Source organism: Maridesulfovibrio ferrireducens, from assembly GCF_016342405.1.
GTDB lineage: Bacteria > Desulfobacterota > Desulfovibrionia > Desulfovibrionales > Desulfovibrionaceae > Maridesulfovibrio > Maridesulfovibrio ferrireducens_A.
Genome location: NZ_JAEINN010000017.1, coordinates 82,268 through 100,391 on the forward strand (window position 1 = coordinate 82,268; position 18,124 = coordinate 100,391).

Here is an 18,124-nt window from a genome sequence, read left to right on the forward strand (position 1 = left end):
AGTTTTTAACTGGGGAGTAAAGAGGGTTTTATGAAGTTGATTGTAACAGACTTAACTCGTTTTAAAGATAACGACAATGTTTGTATGGCTTTGCTGGATGCTGAATCTTGTATCTGTCATAGACCGTTGCCGTATGTGACCAAAGCTATAGTTGAGCAGAAAGGGATTTATCCGGGGATGACTGTTGAAGCAACTGTTATTCCGAACGAAAAAGCCGCACGGCCCCATGTTGAAGATTGTATTTTTGTAAATGATTTGTGGCTTGGAATGATGGATGAAATTTCGTTTAAAGATTTACTAGAGCGTAGTGCTGTTGACTCTGTGAATGAAGCTTTTTGCGGTACGATCAGTTCTAAGAAAAGATGCGTCCCTTTGGATTCACCGCCTGATTCATCTATTAGAACAATAAGGGTTGATCCTTTGTCTCTGTCGCTTTCTGTGGTCGGGACTGTTGAGCAGAAGCTTCGACTCAGTTTTAAGGATAAGTCCGGAGAAATATTCCGGCATACTCCTATTGCGGATTTGAATTTCCATTCATCTGCTTTGAAATATATCCAACAGGATAGGGTTGATGAGTTTAATACTGCCCTTGCCGGAGGCGAAGAAGTTTATATCCGCTTAGGATTAAGCAGAGTTTACAAAGGCAAAAACGGCAAGCAGGGATACTGGATGCAGGCTAACGGGATTTATTGTTTTCCCGGTTGTTTTTGTGCCGAGATGTGATCCTTTTAATCCAGCGTCTCCCTATATCTCTTAAGTCCCACCACAAGAACTATCAGCCAGAAAATAATGATGGGCCACAGGTGGTGAGTTGATTCCACCCATCCACTGCCTTTAAGCAATACCCCGCGCACTAGCCTTAGATAGTGCGTGAGCGGTAGCAATGATCCCAGTGTTTGCGCCCATTGCGGCATTCCTCTGAATGGGAACATAAATCCCGACAGCAATAGAGACGGCAGAAAAAAGAATATGGACATCTGCACGGCTTGAAGCTGGTTTTTGGCAACGGTAGAGATTGTGACACCTACAGTCAGATTCGCGGCAATGAAAATTGACGAGTACAAAAAAATAATCACAGGGTTGCCGTTAATCGGTACGTTGAACAGAAAGATTGAAGCAATCATGATCAGCATAACTTGAATATAGCCGACCATGACGTAGGGAATGATCTTTCCAAGCATAACTTCGAGTGGGCGAACCGGAGTTGTTAGCAGATTTTCCATTGTTCCGCGTTCGCGCTCCCTTGTTATTGCCAGAGAAGTGATCATGGAAAGAGTCAGGGTGAGGATTACTCCCATGAGACCCGGCACAATGTTATACTGGCTTATGGCTTCAGGGTTGTAATTTGCGTGAATTCGTAAATCGACCGGAGATTTATCCGGCAGCAGGTAACTTAAAGAGCCTTTCAGCTCTCGTTCCATGGCTCGATTCACGATTTCTTTCATGGAGTTTACAGCATTGCCCGTTGCCATAGGGTCGGTTGCATCTGCTTCAAGCAGCAGCGTAGGGCGTTCGCCTCGCTCAATTTTTTGTCCGAACTGTTCAGGAATGGTTAGCACGAATTGAATCTCGCCAAGTTCCAGTAACCGATTCGCCTCGGCTCTTGAATTTATGAATCTATCCACGTCAAAATAGGTACTTGTTTGCATGCCTGAGACAATGGCGCGCGAATATTGACTGTTATCACCGGAAAGTATGGCCAGCGGTAGATGGCGCGGATCGGAATTTATAGCATAGCCGAAAAGAATCAGCTGGATGAGCGGAATGCCGATCATCATTGCGAAGGTGAGTCTGTCACGGCGCATCTGAATGAATTCTTTACCAGCTATCGCCCTGAATCGTTTGAAGGAGAAAAGTTTTAGAGCTTTCATGGCGTTTTCCCTTGCATGAGGTCTATGAAAACTTCTTCCAAGCTGGTTTCTGACGGTCCGAAATTGTTTTCAGGTTCAGTTACCGCACGGATACCTTTTTCAATTATGGATTCATCCCGACCACTGATATGCAGGGTGTTTCCGAAGGCTACAACTTGATCAATCCCATCTGTGGCTCGCAGAAGCGGAGTCATTTCGTTAAGACGCGGTCCCTTTAAAGTCCATGTATGCAAGCCGGATTGTGTGATTAATTCTTCAAGTGTCCCTTTAGCTAAAAGATGGCCGTAGGCAATGTATGCCAGTCTGTGACAGCGTTCGGCTTCATCCATATAATGAGTACTTATGAGGGCTGTTATTCCCTGCGCGGCAAGGTTATGCACTTCATCCCAGAAATCCCGGCGCGCGGAAGGATCAACTCCCGCAGTCGGTTCATCAAGAAGCAGTAGTTTAGGGCCGTGCAATGTACATCCCGTTAAAGCTAACCGCTGTTTCCATCCGCCTGAAAGACTGTCCGCAAGCTGGTTGCTGAATTTGCCGAGGCCCATGCGATCTATGGCCTCATTAATGAGCTTGTTGCGGTTCGGAAGCTGGTAGGCTCTTGCTAGAAAATCAAGATTTTCACGGACTGTCAGATCTCCGTATAAGCTGAATTTTTGAGCCATGTAGCCCACATTGGGTTTGATCAAATCGGGCTCGGTTAAAATGTCATACCCAAGGCATGTGCCGGAACCTGCGTCCGGGCGTAACAGACCGCAGAGCATACGGATAAAGGTCGTCTTGCCGGAACCGTTAGGGCCGAGAAAACCGAATATCTCGCCTTTTTTGACATTCATATCCAGCGCGTCAACCACAGTGCGTTTCCCGAAAATTTTGGTTACGCCCTTTACGTCTATGACAGTCTGATCATCCATTGCTGCCTCTGAAAAAAGACTTGATGGTGTCGATAAGTCCAATTTTATGATCAAAATATTTTATGTCACGGCTGACATCTACAGGCTGGCCCGGTTTAAGAAGCAGCGCATCCTTTAGCGAAGGGTAAGCTTCCAGCATGAATACAAGTTTTGCTCTGCTCTGGCTGGAGTAAATAACAGGCGGCGTATACTCTGACTGAGGAGAAATGTAGGTCAATTTTATTCGCACAGGTTCTTTTAGCCCGTCGTAGTTAAGGAATAATTCTTCGCCAACAGTGAATCCTCCGACGATCGGTTCAGGTACATAGAATCTTACTTTGCGGTTTTCCGGTGGCAGAATGGAAAGAACAGGTTTACCTGCCGGAATCCATTCGCCTTTGTATCTTATGGTGTCAAAAATCAAACCAGTGCGCGGGGCTATTTGCTCTTTTTGGTCATAATTCCAGTGGGCTTGAACAAGCCTGGCTTTTGCGGCTTCAACAGCGGATTCAGCCGCTTTTATTTCATCAGAGCGCGAGCCGAGCGTTGCCGTGGTTAGTTGTGAAGTTATTTCGTGAACCTGCTGGGTCGCCTGTTGATAGTCCGACCGTGATTTGTCCCGTTCTTCTTCGGAAATGGTTCGTGATCTATAAAGATCGGCTCTGCGCTTATATTCGGTTGCCGCCAGAGATTCTGCTGCTTTTGCCTTTTTAAGTCTCGCTTTGATAGAGGCTATTTCAGACGGTCTGCGTCCTTTGCGTTTATCGGCAAGATCATTGAGAGCTTTGTCCAGATTTTCGGAAGCTTCATCTACTCCGGCTTTTTCGAAATTTCTTTCAAGTATAAACAAGGTTTGATTTGCCGTTATCTGTTGCCCTTTTTCAACGTTAATTTCATCAAGCTGTCCGCCGAGGGGAGATGAAACATAGACAAAGTCGCCCTCAATATAACCCTGCCAAAGAAAATTTTCTTCATTTGTACAGGCGGAAAGCATCAGGCTTGTTATTAGGGTCAGGATTATCAGTGGGGCGGAAGTAAAGGTTGATTTCATTTCAGGATTCCTCCGAAATGTTTCTGTTTTTAACAGCGTCTTCAAATAAAAGAAGATTTTTCCGTATTTGAGGTCTGGGATCATAATCACCATCTGAAAGATGAAATAGGAAGGATGGAGGAACAACGGTTCCTAATAACATAAACACTACATCTTGCGGTTCGATGTCTGATCTTATTTCACCAGTTTTTTGTCCTTTTTCAGCGATTGATGCTGCGGCCTCGCGATATTCTGTCATAACAGTGAGAAAGGCTTTTCGCCTCAGTGATTTCTTGCCTGTGATTTTATCGGAGAACATTAGCCTTGGAATTCCGGGATATTTATAAAGAAGGTCTGCATGTCTAAGCGCAAGATTTTTTAGAATAGCGATAGGGCTGGTTTCTTCTTTGGCAGCAATAGTCGCATTTTGGATTAATTTGTTACGTACAAGTTCCCGCAATCCATCAAATATTTCATCTTTATTCCGGTAATGTCTGTATAATGCGGATGGAACTATTTTGCACGCTTTCGCAACATTTTCTACTGTGATGGCTGAAATGCTTTTAGCGGCAAGTTCGAGTGCTGCTTCGGCAATTTGTTCGCGACGTGTGTTTCTGTCCATTCTTTTGCTCAAAATATGCTCCTGTTATGTGAAAGTGAATTCACTTTAACATTAGCAAATGAAAATCGTCAATTGATATGTTTTTAATTTATTTAAAATAAAAAAACGCCCCTTGATCATAAGACCAAGGGGCGTTTCGGGAGTTATTTGTGGCTGATGATTAGTTTGATACAGGCTTGCCCAGAAAGCGTACGGTTGCAAATACTGCCAGAATGGACATCGGTAGTATTATAAACAACGGCATTCCAAGTCCGGCAGGAATGTAGCCGAATACAATAGATATAAGTGCAACAGGAATTGCGTAGAATATCTGGGTTTTGGTGTGATCGATATGGTCACATGCCGACCCCATTGATGACAGAATTGTTGTGTCTGAAATCGGGGAGCAATGGTCACCGAAGATTGCTCCGGTAAGTACCGAACCGATATTTAGGATGACGTATGATTGATCAGGTGAGAGAGCATATGCCAGCGGAATACACAGCGGCATCAGGATTCCCATGGTTCCGTAAGAAGTACCGGTTGCAAAGGATATTATGGACCCCATTACAAAGATGATGGAAGGCAGCAGGAATATCGGGATGGTGTCAGATAGGATGCTTACCAGATATGCAGCTGTACCAAGCTCTTTAATGATGCCGGAAAGTGACCATGCCAGCAGAAGAATGACTGCTGTGATATTGAGAGATTTAACACCCTGAACCCATGTGGAAATGGCATCATCTACTTTTAAGATCTTTTTACCGATAGCTAGTGCAAGCGCGACAATTCCGGCTACAAGTGCAGCTTGGAATAAAACAACGGAGGCGTCAGAGGCACCGAATGCTTCGCGGATTGCAACAAAGCTGGTCGGAGTGTCTTTAAGTATTGAGATAAGTTTTGCATTATCTCCGTCCATGATTGAATTATATCCGTTAAAATAGAAACCTAAGAAAGCTGCTACAATGAGGGTTCCGATAGGAATAATTGCATCCCATATGCTGGGAATAATATTTGGATCAGGCTTTAATTCTGTTGCTTCATCGGCAACCATGGGCTTGGCGGTATCAGATAGCACTTTTCCGGTAGTACGTGCGCGGTGCTCAGCTTTATACATAGGGCCGAATTCTCTCATGAACCAGATGGTGGCGAGAATGAAGACCAGAATTAAAATGTTATAAAATCTGTAAGGAACAGTTTCAACGAATACACCGTAAGCATTCAGGTCGTAGCCTATTCCCTGAAGGCCGTCGCGAATAAGGCCGACTTCATATGCAACCCATGTGGAAATAAGAGCGATACCTGCGATTGGAGCGGCTGTTGCATCAATAATAAAGGCAAGTTTTTCTCTGGAGACTTTCATTTTGTCTGTGACAGGACGCATTATCGGACCTACTGTCAGTGAGTTTGCGTAGTCATCAAAGAAAATAAGAAGACCGAGCAGCCACGTAACAAACTGTGAGCTTCTTGGGCTTTTTGCCTTTTTAGCGAGAGCATCAGCAATCGCTTTTGCTCCGCCCATTTTAGAAACGAGCGCGATAAGTCCGCCGATGGCAAGACACTGCAGGATGATACCCGCATTCCACGGGTCAGCGAGGGACATAAGAATTTCGTTGGAAAGTCTGAGAAAACCGTCAACAAATCCGTTGTAGATGTTGAATCCTTTGGATTCGAGCATGAATGCTCCTGAGAAAACACCCAGCAGTAATGAAAGAATAACGTTTTTGGTGATAAAAGCTAGAACGATGGCAACGAAAGGCGGAATGAGTGTGAGCATCCCGAATCTAGCAGCATTGACAGGACCTAAGCTGGAGTCCGCAGCAAGCGCGGGCTGACAAAATAGCAGGACTAAAGTAAACAGTAAAAAAATCCCTCGTAAATATCGCATACAAGATTTCCCCTATGAAATTTATTGCCATTTGGTAAAAACGGCGCTGTAGCAATTACAAGATATTTGTTGCAAAAGCAAACTTGCAGGGATTTAGCTTTGTTTTTAGAGCTAAAATTATGGAATAATGAAAATATCAATGATCGCTTGTCATATAGAAGGAATGCTTTCAATCTTCTAATATTGATTGCGTCGTTTTTTTTTAATAGATATTAACAATATAAAGTTTGTTCCAAATTCTTAAAATTCAGGAATAGGTAAGTTATGCTTCGGTATATTCGTGATCCAATGAACGGTTTGACTCATTTTATAGGCTTTTGTCTTGCAATAGTTGGATTGAAGGTGCTTCTTGATATTTCAATTGATCCTATCAATGTAATGCACGTGGTTACTTTTTCAGTTTTCGGCGTGGGAATGATTTTGTTGTATCTGGCAAGTACGCTTTATCATTGGCTCCCTCTTTCCGAAACGGGAATACGGTATTTGCGGAAAATAGATCATAGCATGATCTTTATTTATATCGCTGCCACTTACACACCTATTTGTCTTATTGGGCTGAAAGGTGTGTGGGGCTGGTCTATATTCGGCTGTGTGTGGGCTATGGCTGTAGGTGGAATAGTTACTAAACTTTTTTGGCTACATGCTCCACGCTGGCTTTCAACCGGATTTTATCTTGCTATGGGATGGGCGGCTATTATTGGCATCTGGCCTCTTATACAGGCTTTGCAGACCGGAGCGTTATTCTGGCTTTTGGCCGGCGGAATTTTATATTCCATAGGTGCTGTCATTTATGCACTTAAACGTCCTGACCCTTGGCCCGGTATTCTGGGATTCCATGAAATATTTCACCTTTTTGTTATGGCAGGAAGTTTTTGTCATTTCTGGGTTATGTATGAATATCTTTCTCGTATGAGTTAATAATAGTTTGTTTTATTAGCGATTTATTGGTTTCTATCCTGCCCTATAGTCTTGTCTTGTGTTCTTTTTCTTAGCTACATTTCCCAAAAGTTCAAATTAATTTAAAAAAAGTTGCCCCCCGGACCTGAGTCGGCTGTTTCATGTCCGGGCTATTGCATATTCTATGTCTTGTAGGGGGGAGGAACAATACAAGTTTCCCCTCACAGGAGGAATAGAACGAATGACAATGGAAGCTGAATTTTTGGAAGATGAACATCTGGAAGCGGAAAGTATTAAAAAAGAGCATCGCAGATTAACTGAACAGTTTCTGGCGGATGTTAAAGCTACTTTCGGTTCACCGCACGGCAAGCGTATTTTTACTTTTATGCTTGAGCAGGGCGGAGTCAACGCAATTCTTTATTCCAAAGAAGCAGACATTTATCGGAATGTGGCTGTTCATGATTTTGTAGTTGAAAATGTACTTGCTCCTGTTGTTACGGCAGATGAGGAAATCTATCTTTCAATTATTCGTGACCGTGCAGAAAAACTGAGGAACGAGGAGGATAAGAAAAATGAGTGATGACGTTGCACCTGAAGAATCGCAGGCGGGAACAACCCCTGTAGATGGTAACGAACAGGCAAAGGAATTGCCATCAATTCTTGGCGGTGATGACGCGGAAGATGAAAATCAGCGAAACCGTGAAGGTGAAATTAAGGAAGGTGAGCCGACTCTTCGTTCTGCCCCGCAAGTTGACCCGGCTGATTATGAAATAAATTATGGGGAAGGAGTAGAAATACCGTCCCATATTGATAAGCATTTTAGAGATTTTGCCCGTGAAAACGGTGTGACTGGCGAAATGGCACAAAAGCTGGTTGATTTTAATAACAAGCTTGAAGTGGCAAGAAGGCAGGATCACGAACAGCAGATTTATAAGTGGGCTGAGCAGATAAATTCACTTCCCGGCTGGCAGGGTAATGCTTTCAGACAGAATGTGAGTGTTGCAAACAAAGCAATGAAGGCTTTTGCCTCACCTGAGCTTGTAAACATGATCAAAAATTCAGGTTACAATAATCATCCAGAGGTTGTTAAAGCGTTTCACGGAATCGGGATGCGCATGTCTGAAGATTCTTATGTGGACAGCCCGAAGCCGACAGGAAGGAAGAAAACAATCGGAGAAATTCTTTATCCTAATCAGCCTGTTTAATTTTTATTGATAATTGTTCGCTGTCAGCGATTAATTATATATTCTGAACGCTTAAAGCGCCTTTAAATTAGAGCCTCCAGAAGGCCGATTTCAAGGAGATTTTTTATGGGAACTATTGGTAACAACGCACTTACTCTTGCAGAATGGTCTACACGTGTTGATCCAAGCGGCGATGTCGCTGCTGTCGTGGAAACACTTTCACAGACTAACGAAATTCTCGAAGATGCCGCATGGGTTGAAGGCAATCTGCCGACCGGTCACAGAACGACCGTTCGTACTGATCTGCCGACTGTAAGCTGGCGTAAGCTTAACTACGGTATTAAACCCAGCAAATCCCGCACAAAACAGGTTGATGATACCTGCGGTATGCTGGAATCTTATGCGGAAATGGACAAGGCGTTGTCTGAACTCAATGGTAATACTTCCACCTTCCGTATTTCAGAAGAGCGAGCGTTCCTCGAAGCAATGAATCAGGAATTTGCAGATACTTTTGTCTACGGTGACACCGCGCTTGAGCCTGAAAAATATCTGGGACTTTCTCCCCGTTTCAGCAATCTCGAACACGATAATGTAGTCAATTTCGGTGGAACAGGCGATAACTGCACTTCAATATGGATTGTGTGCTGGTCCGATCAGACTGTTCATTTCACCTTCCCTAAAGGCAGCACCGGCGGCTTGACTCATAAGGATCTTGGCGAGGTTACTCTCGAAGATGCAAACGGCGGTAAATATCAGGGACTCCGTACCCATTTCAAGTGGACTCCGGGCCTTGTTGTCCGCGACTGGCGCTATGTAATGCGTGTCGCTTCCATTGATACCACTAATTTCGGCACCGAATCTTTACGCCATGCGCTGATTCAGGCTTTGAACAAAATACCCAACACAAACATGGGTAAAACTGTAATTTATTGCAACCAGACCATCAAAACTCAGCTTGATATTGAAGCCTCCGACAAAAATAATGTCATGCTTAAAACAGAGAACTGGGAAGGTAAGCCTGTGACAACCTTCTGGGGCTGTCCGATTCGCAGAGTTGATTCTATTCTCAATACTGAGTCTGCAATCATTGCTTAGCTACTGAGCCGTTCGGGTTTTAAACTGATAAAATTTTAAGGAGATTCATATGTATTTGGATAATGAACTTTGTTTTGGCGAAGAACAGGCAATAACCGGAAATACCATTTCTGAAAATGTTATTTATGTCGGTGAAGATTGCGGTAGCGGTAACAATGTTAAAATTAAAGTCTTCGTGGATGGTGAAGATTTTGCGGGGCTCACAGATTTGAGAATCGCATTGCAGGGATCTGAAAATGACACCTTCGGACTTTATGATACCGTTTTTGAATCCGGTCCTATTCCGGTTGCAAGCCTGATTAAAGGCTACAGTTTTCCGCTTCCGTCTCTCCCTGTGAAGCATAAAGCTTATGTAAGGCTTTCTTTCACCGTTGGCGGAAGTGATGCAACTTCCGGTAAAATCAGCGGCTATGTGATTCTGGATGATCAGACCAACGTATAGCTCAAAGAGATTATTTTGAAATATATTTGTAAAGAGAATTGTTACGCAAGGAATCCGCAGGGCGTATTCCAGCGCTTCAACAGCGGAGATGAGGCTGATTTCGGTGACGCTGCGATCGTTCCTGCTCATTTCAAAAAAGTAGACGGCGGTTCCGGTAACTTTGCTGACAGCGGCATTAAAAGTGAAAGAGATGAGCTTATAGATAAGCTTAAAGATTTCGGAATCGCTTTTTCCCCGAAAGATAGTTTACCTAAATTGCGCAAACTGATGAAAGAGGCAGATTTATAGGGAAATAAATATATAACTACTTTTGCTAGTAGCCTTAAGTTATTCAGGTAAACCTTTCGCCCCCGGAATTTATTCCGGGGGTTTTTTATTTATAAAATTATCAAGCCGGACCTGACTCGGCTTATTCATGTCCGGCTTGTTCGTTATCCTCTGCTTATTAAGGCAAACGATTGTCGCCAAAATTCAGAATAGGTCTGTATTTTGCGAGGCAATCACAAAAGCAAATGGAGATGAAATATGATTTACCCCGGTGGTTACAAATTAAGAGAGAAAGAAGGAAAGGATATTCCAATCAATGTTCGTCTGTACAAAAACTCGCTACCTCCCGAAGACATTCTGGAAATGATGTACGATGTTGTTCCGAATTCTATTCTTGAGGGGCCGGAAGAAATGGACAGCCCCTATTATTGCCTAAAAGAATTTCCAGCCCATGAACGCATGTATCCAAGCATGATGTCCCCTGAACGCAAAGCTTTGTGGGAAAGTAAGCTTAGAGAGATGGAATACGAAAAAGAATATCTTAAGAAAACCAAGCGTAATCTCTACGCTAAGTTTATTTCTGAAAATCCAGAACTGCCGCTTGTTAAAGATTTGAGAAACACTCAATACGGGCAGGAACTACTCGCAGAAGTCGCAAGAAATCAGCCCCGTCAACCTGAAACAGGTACGGGCGAACATATTTATGATGAACATAAAAGGGATTCCGTGGATGTTGAAGCTGTCGAATCATATCAAACAAAATGGTTCATGATTCCGAATTCGGAAGAAGAATTTTCACTACTCGCCACTGAACGAGATGAGAACGGCAGAATCATATACACGGGCATAGTTCTTGATCCAGAGCCGATTGAACGTGAATATGAATACGACAACGGTGGCAGACTCAGCAAAGTTCTCTGCGATAACGTTGTCATCGAACATTATCAGTACGGAAAAAACGGAGAACGTTTATTCGCGGAAACTCGGCAGACAAAACCAAGATTATTTAAGTACGGCCAGAATATGCAACTCCTGCAAGCTGGCGAAGTAAAATATATGTACGACAACCAAGGCCGCATGATCATGAAAACTGATCTTGGACAAGTAACTCGTTACTCGTATTTAGAGTCCGGCCCGCTTCACGAAGTTCGTTTACCGGACGGACGAAGAATCGAATATACCTCTGATCCTCTGGGGCGGAGAATTGCGAAATCTATCAACGGCAAGGTTGTAGAAAAATATCTCTGGCAGGATTTGACTACGCTGGTTGCCGTGACAGACTGGGAGGGATTACACCCAAAAGTATTTACCTATAACGAAGAAGGCGATCCTGTCAGCATGACTTTTGAAGGAAGCTCCTTTCTTTTTGCTACAAATCAAGTCGGGACAATCTTCATGGTTGCGGACGAAAGAGGTTATGATGTAAAGCGGATTATATATGATTCGTTTGGGAATGCATTGCTCGATAGCGGAGCCGGTCTGGATGTATGTTTAGGATTCGCCGCGGGACTGATAGACAAAGATACCGGACTCGTACATTTGGGATATCGTGAATACGACCCTACCATCGGAAGGTTCATAACTCCCGACCCAATAGGTTTAGCTGGCGGGGATGTGGATGTTTATGGTTACTGCCTCGACGATCCTATTAATTTTCATGATCGGACGGGGTTGGCTGGGGAGAGTGAAGAAAAGAAAGAAGGAGCTTTTTCAAAAATAATCGCAGGATTACGTAAAGCTTCAACTGCAATCCCGAAAGGACTTGAAGGGGCAGCGGAAAAAAGCATTAAGGGTATCAAAAAAGCTACTACCGAAGGTGGAAAGGCTGCGGTAGAAGCTCTTGATAAGGGGGCAGATGCAGCGGGTGAGGCTGTTGGGAAAACTGTAGATGAATTTAAAAATAATAAGGAATTGCGAAATACGACTTTAGGCTTAGTCGCAATTCCTGCTGCAATTGCAGGCGCTGGACTTATAGGGACCACTGCTACAGGGGCAGCTCTTGGAAAAATGGCTTTTTCCACGGGAAAAATGGCATTAAAGCAATCAAAAACAATTGCTCGAAGAGCAGACAAGGCTGGGAAGAAAGTTCTCGAAAAAGTTAAGGATAAGTCGCTGAAAACAGCAATTAGGGTAGACAGGAAAATTGATAAAACAATTGCTTCTAACAAAAAACTTACAAAAATCGGGCGGAAAAACTTAACAGATTATGTTACAAGTCTGAATCCCTCGACTCCTCCGACTCCGTCTCTTGGAGGTCTTGCCGCGTCTGGAACGGTAATGGCTGTTGAATATATAGAAAAGTTACATCGCGCAATAAAAAATGACTAAATTAAACGGGCAGTTATATGACAATTAAAGTAATATGCATCGCCATTGGACTACTATGCATATCGGTAGCAACGCCTCAGCCTTATGGAATAATTCCTTCATTTAGAGGTTTTCCACTAAATGAGCCTGCGCGATGGGTAATTGCTTTTGGAGGTGTCATAATTATTTTATACAACTTATTTTACAAACAATCGAAAGATCCCTCGAAGATTATTTTTTATGAAAATACTATTTGCCCCAAGTGTGAAACAACTTTCATAAAAGGTAGCCCTGTTCCCGACTCAATATGCCCTAAATGCAAAATTCAGCTAGAGCCTTTGGATGGTTTTTATGAACGGCATCCCAGCTTAAAAAACGTAGCGGAAAAACGTTCAGAAAAAAAGGAAGACAACTAACCATATCAGCCCCGACTTCGGTCGGGGCATTTTTTTATCAAAAAAAAACACCCCCCGGACCTGACTCGGCTTATTCATGTCCGCCCTATCTTTTATCCTGACTTTGTAGGGGATTCATTAATTGAATTGTAACCATAACAAAGACAGGAGAATTTACGTGGCAATTTCAGAAGTTAAAATTTGTAATCTTGCGCTTAGAAAACTTGGAGCAAGGCTTATTGAATCGCTCAGCGACAGTTCACAGGAGGCCGTGACTTGTAATCTATTTTATGAGCAGGTTCGTGACGCGGTTTTGCGGGATCATCCTTGGAATTTTGCAACATGCCGTTGCAGACTGGCTAAGCTTGCACAGGGACCGGCCTTCGGTTTTTCTTTTCAGTATCAGGTACCGGTGGATTGTCTTCATCTGCGCCAACTAAGCCGGGCCGATGATGAATTCGTTGTTGAAGGTGATAAAATCCTTACAAATATAGATGGAGCTTCCGCCATTTACACCAGCAAAGTCAGCAATCCGGTACTTTTTGACTCTTCGTTTGTGATGGCTTTTTCCGCACGTCTTGCCGCAGAAATGGCGGACGATATCACTGGGTCATCTTCCAAAGCCAGAGAGATGTGGACGCTTTATTTGAATGCAATGCAGTCCGCCAGACTGGCGGATTCCTCTGAAGGGCGTGAGGATGAGATTTTGAATGATCCGTGGCTTGAAGCTCGCGGAATACATGGTCTTGATTCACCCGTGTGGAGGGCGTAGCCGTGTCAGTATCATTAATAATGACCAATTTCAGCGCCGGGGAACTTTCACCTCGTCTCGGGGGGAGGGTTGATCTCGCAAAATATTCAAACGGGCTGGCTGTACTTGAAAATATGTACACTCACCCGCATGGCGGAGCATCACGCAGAACCGGTTTCCGTTTCATCCGCGAAGTTATCGGGCGGGATTTAATGGTGCAAGGATGTTTTGATTCTGCGGACGGTTGGACAATCGGCGCAGGGTGGGCTGTTTCAGATTCAGCAGCATCCTGTGATGGAACGCAAAGCGTTTCTACGATTCTCAGTCGTGATATCGGTCTGATTGCGGGGCGTACGTATGAGTTCGGATTTAAAATCTCAAATTGTACTGGTGGTTCAGTTCAGATTATTTCCGCAGCGGGAGGAGTCAGTGATTCAGCCTCTGCTGACGGTCTGTTTGTGTCGCGCCTTGAAGCTGGAGAATCCGGTTTAATCTCCATTCGTGCGGATGTGGATTTCATTGGTAAAGTTGAGTCGGTTTATGTGCGGGAAATAGGTCCGAAGGCGCGGCTTATTCCTTTTGAATTTTCCACGGAGCAGGCTTATGTCCTTGAATTTACCGACAACAATGTCAGAATTTATAAGGATAGCGGCATTGTTGTGGACGCAGATGGCGAACCCGTCGAGGTTCCCACCCCGTATACTGAGAGTGATTTGGAAAAAATTCGGTTTACTCAATCCGCAGACGTTATGTATCTCGTGCATCCTGAGGTTCAGCCTTATAAACTTTCCAGAACATCTCATGTCGATTGGACGGTGAAACTTGTGCCTTTTTTATCGCCGCCTGCCGAGTGGAACAGCGAGAAAGGATTTCCTTCGTGCGTGACGTTTTTTGAGGAGCGTTTATGTTTTGCCGCAAGCCCTGCAAATCCGCAAACGGTCTGGATGAGCAAAAGCGGGGCTTATGAGAATTTTGGAGTTTCGGCTCCTGTGGTGGACGACGATGCCTGCACTTATACGTTATCCGCTGATCAGGTGAATGCTATTCGTTGGATGGTCAGTTCCAAGAAACTTATAATGGGAACATCCGGCGGAGAATGGTGGCTTTCCGGTGGTGGCAGTGCTGATTCTGTAACTCCTAATTCCGTGATGGTCCGACGTGAGACAACTCACGGATCAGCAGCTATTCCACCTGTTGTTGTCGGCGGCATCATGATTTTTCTGCAACGCGAAGGAAAAACGATTCGCGAACTTTCATATTCATTTGAAGCTGACGGTTACGTTGCTCCCGACCTTACCATTTTGGCTGAACATTTGACCCGGTCCAATACCATTACCGAGTGGGCATATCAACAGTCCCCTGATTCCATCGTCTGGATGATTCGGGATGATGGCGCTCTTTTGGGACTTACTTATCAACGCGAGCACGAAGTTGTCGGTTACCACAGGCATGTTACAGATGGTAAATTCCGTTCTGTGTGCGTGATTCCGGGAGTCTCGCAGGAAGAGTTGTGGTGCGTGGTGGAACGGGAGGTTGAAGGTGTAAATCGTAGTTATATCGAGCGAATGGAAGAACAGTTTAACGGTGAAGATTCCGTTAGCGCTTTTTTTGTGGATTCCGGGCTTAGTTATGATCAGGACGTTGCTGATACTGTGTTTACGGGGCTTGATCATCTTGAAGGTAAGAAAGTCTCTATTCTTGCGGACGGTGCTGTACGTCCTGATGTTGTGATTGAAAAAGGGCGCATCACACTGGCTTCCCCTGCGAAGGTTGTGCATGCGGGGCTTCCTTATACTTCAAATCTCAAAACTTTGCGCATAGAGGGCGGATCAATGACCGGTACTGCGCAGGGAAGCATGAAAAGGATATCTCATGTGACGGTGCGTCTGTTTCAGTCGCTCGGCTTGCAGGTGGGGTACGATAAAGACAATTTGGAGCGCACGCCTTTCCGTACTTCCGCAGATAAAATTGGAGGGCCGCCATCGCTTTTTGATGGAGATTATGAAGTTAAATTCAATCGCGGTTATGACCGTGACGGTCAGATTTATATTCGGCAGGATCAACCCTTACCGTTGACCGTACTGGCTCTTATTCCTCAAGTTTCGGTATATTCATGAGTAGGCTGCCTAAGGGATGTAATCTTACTCTTGGTGTTCCTACAGTTTCGCATATTGAATTCATAGCAGAAGAAATTCGGCAGAGTGATCGACAGGATATTGAGGGATTAAGTGCCGACAGTTCAGTGTTTGAGGTCATCATGAGGGACGTTGAAAAGTCTAAACTCGTGTATGCTCTTTATCTGGGCGAAAATCCTTATGCCGTTTTCGGAGTAATTCCCGGAGCTGTTTCAGGAACTGGAACTCCTTGGGTAGTTGGAACAAAAAATGTTGATAAAAAAACGATGCCGTTCGCAAGAGCTTCGTTGTCACTTTTGGAAATGTTGCAAAAGGAATTTCCTGTTTTTGAAACATTTGTATGCACTCAAAATAGGAAAAGTATCCTTTGGCATCGTTGGTGTGGTTTTAAATTTTATGGTGAAAAAATAAAACTCGGCCGTGACCTTTATTACCGGGCAACGCGAACAGCCGGAACAAAATTAAATAAAAATGGAGATAGATAATGGCAACAGGAACAATGCTGGCAGTTGGCTCTATGGCGGCAAGCGTCGTTGGCGGTGCTTTAAGCAGTGGTGGCGGAGGCGGCGGTGGGGCGGCAGTCGGTCAAGCCGCAAGTTCTGCGGTACAGGTTGCGGGAGGTGGTTTTAATGCACAAGCCGGAATTGGTATGATGACCGATTTCGGAAAGTCTGTTTTTGATAGTGGAAACTCTCAGAGAGAGGCTGCATACAACTCACAAATGGCAGAACTGCAAAATATTAACAATATGCAACGCGGAGTATACAGTCGCGACAGCAGTTATAAAGAAGCACAGCTTATCCGGAAAGATGCTGAAATCAAGTTGGCAACTTTGCGCCGCGAATTATATCGCAGAGAGCATTCTCTTGGAGGTTATAAAGGGGTGCGTCTTGATTCCGGTTCGGTTGTTGATGTTAAAGAAGATACAATCAGGCAGGCCCGTTATGATGCGGAAATTGTAAAATATCAGGCAGGTATTTCGGCAAGCAGATATCTATCACAAGGGGATATGGCTGTATGGTCGGGAACCAGCAGTGCCATTCTTGATAAAAAGCAATCTGACCATGTTTATGGGAAAAAGGTAGACGGCCTTGGTTCTTCTCTTGTTGATAAGGCTGGACAAAATCTTACGAGCTTGCTTGGCTAATCTTTTTTAAGTTTTTAAATAGATGACAAAAGTCGGACGAGTTCAAAATGAATTCGTTCGACTTTTTTTGTTGCCCGGACCTGAGTCGGCTGTTTCATGTCCGGCCTTCAAATTAAACTGAAAGTATAAGGCAATGGTTTTATATTTCAGTAACTTTTTGAGGAGAAAACTTATGACAGTGGTTTCAAGTAGCAACAACATCACTTTTGCGGGTGATGGCATTCAAAATTTATTCGATTTTAATTTCAGGATTTTCAAGGAAGAAGATCTTGCGGCAGTTGTCCGAGATAGTTCCGGCATAGAAAGAGAGCTGGTCGCAGGAAGTGATTTTAAGCTTGTTTCTGAAGCTGGAAATGATTCGGGTGGCAGAGCGATGTATCCAGTTTCCGGAACCCCTTTGCAAGCTGGTTGCAGTATAACTTTTTACAGGGAAATTTCTTATTCTCAGGAACTTGAACTTGTTGATAACGATCCTTTTTCCGCAGAATTGCTTAATGAAGCTTTCGACCGTGGAGTTATGCGTGATCAGCAATTGCAGGAGCAGATCGCAAGGGCGTTGAAATATGACATTTCTACTCCGGCGGAAGAACAGCTTATGCCGCAGGAATTTATGAGTAATGTGGTCTCGTTTCGTGATGCTGCCACAGTTGCGCGAACAGGAGCTGAAACAGCTCGCAGTGAATCAGAAACCGCACGGGGTGCCGCCGAATCCGCCAGAATAGGAGCTGAGACAGCGCAGACCGCAGCGGAAACTGCGAAAGATGAAGCCGAGGCTATAGCATGGGGGGAGATTGCTAATCTCAGGAGCAAAACACCGATTTTAACAGGTCCGGTCAGCGCTACTGAATGTTCAACTGTTGAAATAAGTATTGCTGATTATGTAGCAGATTCTTTAACGAGCTATGAGATTGATGTGGAGGGTTTCGGTTCTGCCTATCTTGTCGGTTCCGTAGTGATCTGGACTCTTGGAATAGTGGATGTTGATACCGCTCATTCTGTTAAAGTCGTCAGACGCAGGCGCGGAGAAATCTATTCCGAGTCAGCGATTCATCAGCTTTTGGTCAAAGATGTTTTGGTTAATGACGGCCCGACTGTTGTTTTTGCAGATGATTCCTCCGGATGGCCCGGTGCGGTTATAGATGCAGATGGAATTCAGCCTCCGGCTTATTCTGTTGGAGCAACTAACGCAAAACAGATTGTCAGTGGTAAAATGGAAGTTGAGGT

Annotated in this window: 19 protein-coding genes; 14 read left to right on the forward strand and 5 right to left on the reverse strand. The window is 44.2% G+C overall.

Features of this window, described 5'->3' with window-relative positions:
- Positions 1 to 30: 30 nt before the first annotated feature.
- A complete protein-coding gene (locus tag JEY82_RS16630; RefSeq protein ID WP_304087681.1) occupies positions 31 to 723 on the forward strand; it encodes a hypothetical protein in 693 nt (230 codons plus the stop codon).
- Positions 724 to 728: 5 nt separating this feature from the next.
- Here JEY82_RS16630 and JEY82_RS16635 read toward each other — a convergent pair whose 3' ends face one another.
- The 5 genes from JEY82_RS16635 to JEY82_RS16655 form a co-directional block, all read right to left on the reverse strand.
- Complete coding sequence (locus JEY82_RS16635; RefSeq protein ID WP_304087683.1) at positions 729 to 1,871, reverse strand: ABC transporter permease; 1,143 nt, start codon at positions 1,869 to 1,871, stop codon at positions 729 to 731.
- The gene (locus tag JEY82_RS16640) at positions 1,868 to 2,782 is read right to left on the reverse strand and encodes an ABC transporter ATP-binding protein (RefSeq protein WP_304087685.1); all 915 of its coding nucleotides are present in this window, start codon (positions 2,780 to 2,782) and stop codon (positions 1,868 to 1,870) included. Before JEY82_RS16640 ends, JEY82_RS16635 begins: the two co-directional genes overlap by 4 nt.
- Positions 2,775 to 3,812 carry an HlyD family secretion protein gene (locus JEY82_RS16645; protein ID WP_304087687.1) on the reverse strand — a complete coding sequence of 346 codons (1,038 nt, stop codon included), beginning with the start codon at positions 3,810 to 3,812 and terminating at the stop codon, positions 2,775 to 2,777. Before JEY82_RS16645 ends, JEY82_RS16640 begins: the two co-directional genes overlap by 8 nt.
- A 1-nt stretch (position 3,813) precedes the next feature.
- The gene (locus JEY82_RS16650) at positions 3,814 to 4,425 is read right to left on the reverse strand and encodes a TetR/AcrR family transcriptional regulator (RefSeq protein ID WP_304087689.1); all 612 of its coding nucleotides are present in this window, start codon (positions 4,423 to 4,425) and stop codon (positions 3,814 to 3,816) included.
- A gap of 148 nt (positions 4,426 to 4,573) precedes the next feature.
- On the reverse strand, positions 4,574 to 6,280 hold the full coding sequence (locus JEY82_RS16655; protein WP_304087691.1) for a Na+/H+ antiporter NhaC family protein: 1,707 nt from the start codon (positions 6,278 to 6,280) through the stop codon (positions 4,574 to 4,576).
- Positions 6,281 to 6,544: 264 nt separating this feature from the next.
- Here JEY82_RS16655 and JEY82_RS16660 point away from each other — a divergent pair, with 264 nt between their 5' ends.
- The 13 genes from JEY82_RS16660 to JEY82_RS16720 all read left to right on the forward strand — a co-directional run.
- Positions 6,545 to 7,198, forward strand: coding sequence for a hemolysin III family protein (locus tag JEY82_RS16660; RefSeq protein ID WP_304087693.1), 654 nt, complete (start codon positions 6,545 to 6,547; stop codon positions 7,196 to 7,198).
- A 220-nt stretch (positions 7,199 to 7,418) separates the two neighbouring features.
- The gene (locus JEY82_RS16665; protein ID WP_304087695.1) at positions 7,419 to 7,757 is read left to right on the forward strand and encodes a hypothetical protein; all 339 of its coding nucleotides are present in this window, start codon (positions 7,419 to 7,421) and stop codon (positions 7,755 to 7,757) included.
- Entirely contained in the window at positions 7,750 to 8,382 is a 633-nt protein-coding gene (locus JEY82_RS16670; protein WP_304087697.1) for an endoprotease, read from the forward strand. The genes JEY82_RS16665 and JEY82_RS16670 overlap by 8 nt, the downstream gene beginning before the upstream one ends.
- A 105-nt stretch (positions 8,383 to 8,487) precedes the next feature.
- Positions 8,488 to 9,456: a major capsid protein gene (locus tag JEY82_RS16675; protein WP_092160667.1), complete on the forward strand. Its 969-nt coding sequence runs from the start codon at positions 8,488 to 8,490 to the stop codon at positions 9,454 to 9,456.
- A gap of 49 nt (positions 9,457 to 9,505) precedes the next feature.
- On the forward strand, positions 9,506 to 9,898 hold the full coding sequence (locus JEY82_RS16680; protein ID WP_304087699.1) for a Bbp16 family capsid cement protein: 393 nt from the start codon (positions 9,506 to 9,508) through the stop codon (positions 9,896 to 9,898).
- 15 nt (positions 9,899 to 9,913) lie between these two features.
- Positions 9,914 to 10,186 (forward strand): hypothetical protein, encoded by a 273-nt coding sequence (locus JEY82_RS16685; RefSeq protein ID WP_304087700.1) that lies wholly within the window; start codon positions 9,914 to 9,916, stop codon positions 10,184 to 10,186.
- A gap of 237 nt (positions 10,187 to 10,423) precedes the next feature.
- Entirely contained in the window at positions 10,424 to 12,493 is a 2,070-nt protein-coding gene (locus JEY82_RS16690) for an RHS repeat-associated core domain-containing protein (protein ID WP_304087702.1), read from the forward strand.
- A 17-nt stretch (positions 12,494 to 12,510) separates the two neighbouring features.
- On the forward strand, positions 12,511 to 12,888 hold the full coding sequence (locus JEY82_RS16695; RefSeq protein ID WP_304087704.1) for a hypothetical protein: 378 nt from the start codon (positions 12,511 to 12,513) through the stop codon (positions 12,886 to 12,888).
- A 157-nt stretch (positions 12,889 to 13,045) separates the two neighbouring features.
- On the forward strand, positions 13,046 to 13,639 hold the full coding sequence (locus tag JEY82_RS16700) for a hypothetical protein (RefSeq protein WP_304087706.1): 594 nt from the start codon (positions 13,046 to 13,048) through the stop codon (positions 13,637 to 13,639).
- A 2-nt stretch (positions 13,640 to 13,641) separates the two neighbouring features.
- A complete protein-coding gene (locus JEY82_RS16705; RefSeq protein ID WP_304087708.1) occupies positions 13,642 to 15,735 on the forward strand; it encodes a hypothetical protein in 2,094 nt (697 codons plus the stop codon).
- Positions 15,732 to 16,238, forward strand: a complete 507-nt coding sequence (locus JEY82_RS16710; protein WP_304087710.1) for a hypothetical protein — start codon at positions 15,732 to 15,734, stop codon at positions 16,236 to 16,238. The genes JEY82_RS16705 and JEY82_RS16710 overlap by 4 nt, the downstream gene beginning before the upstream one ends.
- Positions 16,238 to 16,900, forward strand: a complete 663-nt coding sequence (locus JEY82_RS16715) for a hypothetical protein (protein WP_304087711.1) — start codon at positions 16,238 to 16,240, stop codon at positions 16,898 to 16,900. Before JEY82_RS16710 ends, JEY82_RS16715 begins: the two co-directional genes overlap by 1 nt.
- A gap of 172 nt (positions 16,901 to 17,072) precedes the next feature.
- The coding region (locus JEY82_RS16720; RefSeq protein ID WP_304087713.1) for a hypothetical protein at positions 17,073 to 18,124 on the forward strand (1,052 nt) is incomplete at its 3' end.